Here is a 2,215-nt window from a genome sequence, read left to right on the forward strand (position 1 = left end):
GCGATGTTCGAGAGGTTCACCGACCGTGCGAGGCGTGTCGTTGTCCTGGCCCAGGAAGAGGCCCGGATGCTCAACCACAACTACATCGGTACCGAGCACATCCTGCTGGGGCTGATTCATGAGGGTGAGGGTGTCGCGGCCAAGTCTTTGGAGTCGCTCGGGATTTCGCTCGAGGGTGTGCGTAGCCAGGTGGAGGAGATCATCGGGCAGGGGCAGCAGGCTCCGTCGGGTCATATTCCGTTTACGCCGCGGGCGAAGAAGGTCTTGGAGCTGAGTCTGCGTGAGGCGTTGCAGCTGGGCCATAACTACATCGGTACCGAGCATATTTTGCTGGGTCTCATCCGTGAGGGTGAGGGTGTGGCGGCGCAGGTGCTGGTCAAGTTGGGCGCTGATTTGAACCGGGTGCGTCAGCAGGTGATCCAGTTGTTGTCGGGGTATCAGGGTAAGGAGCCGGTGGAGTCGGGTTCGCGGGGTGAGGCGGGTACGCCGTCGACGTCGCTGGTGCTCGATCAGTTCGGCCGTAATCTGACTCAGGCGGCGTTGGAGGGCAAGCTGGATCCGGTGATCGGGCGCTCGAAGGAGATCGAGCGGGTGATGCAGGTGTTGAGCCGGCGCACCAAGAACAATCCGGTGTTGATCGGTGAGCCGGGTGTGGGTAAGACCGCGGTGGTCGAGGGTTTGGCGCAGGCGATCGTCAATGGTGAGGTGCCGGAGACGCTCAAGGACAAGCAGCTCTACACCTTGGATCTGGGTTCGTTGGTGGCGGGTAGTCGTTACCGTGGTGATTTCGAGGAGCGGTTGAAGAAGGTCCTCAAGGAGATCAACACTCGTGGTGACATCATCTTGTTCATCGACGAGCTGCACACTCTGGTGGGTGCGGGTGCGGCTGAGGGCGCGATCGACGCGGCGTCGATTTTGAAGCCGAAGCTGGCTCGTGGTGAGTTGCAGACCATCGGTGCGACCACTTTGGATGAGTACCGTAAGTACATCGAGAAGGATGCGGCGCTCGAGCGCCGGTTCCAGCCGGTGCAGGTCGGTGAGCCGACGGTGGAGCACACGATCAACATTCTCAAGGGTTTGCGTGACCGTTACGAGGCTCATCATCGGGTGTCGATCACCGATGGTGCGTTGGTGGCGGCGGCGACGTTGGCGGATCGGTATATCAATGATCGGTTCTTGCCGGACAAGGCGATCGATTTGATCGATGAGGCGGGTGCGCGGATGCGGATCCGTCGGATGACTGCTCCGCCGGATCTGCGTGAGTTCGATGACAAGATCGCTGATGCGCGTCGGGAGAAGGAGTCCGCGATCGATGCGCAGGACTTCGAGAAGGCTGCCCGGTTACGGGACAAGGAAAAGCAGCTCGTCGCCAAGCGTGCGGAGCGGGAAAAGCAGTGGCGTTCCGGTGATCTGGATGTGGTGGCCGAGGTCGATGACGAGCAGATCGCCGAGGTTTTGGCGAACTGGACCGGTATTCCGGTGTTCAAGTTGACCGAGGAGGAGACCACTCGGCTGTTGCGGATGGAAGATGAGCTGCACAAGCGGATCATCGGCCAGGAGGATGCGGTCAAGGCCGTGTCGAAGGCGATCCGGCGCACGCGGGCGGGGTTGAAGGATCCCAAGCGTCCGTCGGGGTCGTTCATCTTCGCCGGCCCGTCCGGTGTCGGTAAGACCGAGTTGTCCAAGGCGCTGGCGAACTTCTTGTTCGGTGATGATGACGCGCTCATCCAGATCGATATGGGTGAGTTCCATGACCGGTTCACCGCGTCGCGGCTGTTCGGTGCTCCTCCGGGGTATGTCGGGTATGAAGAGGGTGGTCAGCTCACCGAGAAGGTGCGGCGTAAGCCGTTCTCGGTGGTGTTGTTCGACGAGATCGAGAAGGCGCATCAGGAGATCTACAACACCTTGTTGCAGGTCCTCGAAGACGGCCGGCTCACCGATGGTCAGGGACGCACGGTCGATTTCAAGAACACCGTGCTGATCTTCACCTCGAACCTGGGTACCTCCGATATTTCCAAGGCTGTCGGGTTGGGCTTCACCCAGTCCAACGCCGAGGGCTCGAACTACGAGCGGATGAAACTCAAGGTCAACGACGAACTCAAAAAGCACTTCCGTCCCGAGTTCCTCAACCGCATCGACGACGTCATCGTCTTCCACCAGCTCACCACCGACCAGATCGTGCAGATGGTGGACCTGATGATCGGCCGCGTCGCCA

Annotated in this window: 1 protein-coding gene; it reads left to right on the forward strand. The window is 60.5% G+C overall.

Features of this window, described 5'->3' with window-relative positions; translation table 11 throughout:
• Positions 1-3 precede the first annotated feature (3 nt).
• On the forward strand, positions 4-2,215 hold a 2,212-nt coding region (locus NBRGI_RS14235; protein WP_036559020.1), incomplete at its 3' end, for an ATP-dependent Clp protease ATP-binding subunit.

Origin of the sequence: Nocardia brasiliensis IFM 10847, from assembly GCF_000710915.1 — a bacterium.
GTDB classification, from domain to species: Bacteria; Actinomycetota; Actinomycetes; order Mycobacteriales; family Mycobacteriaceae; genus Nocardia; species Nocardia brasiliensis_A.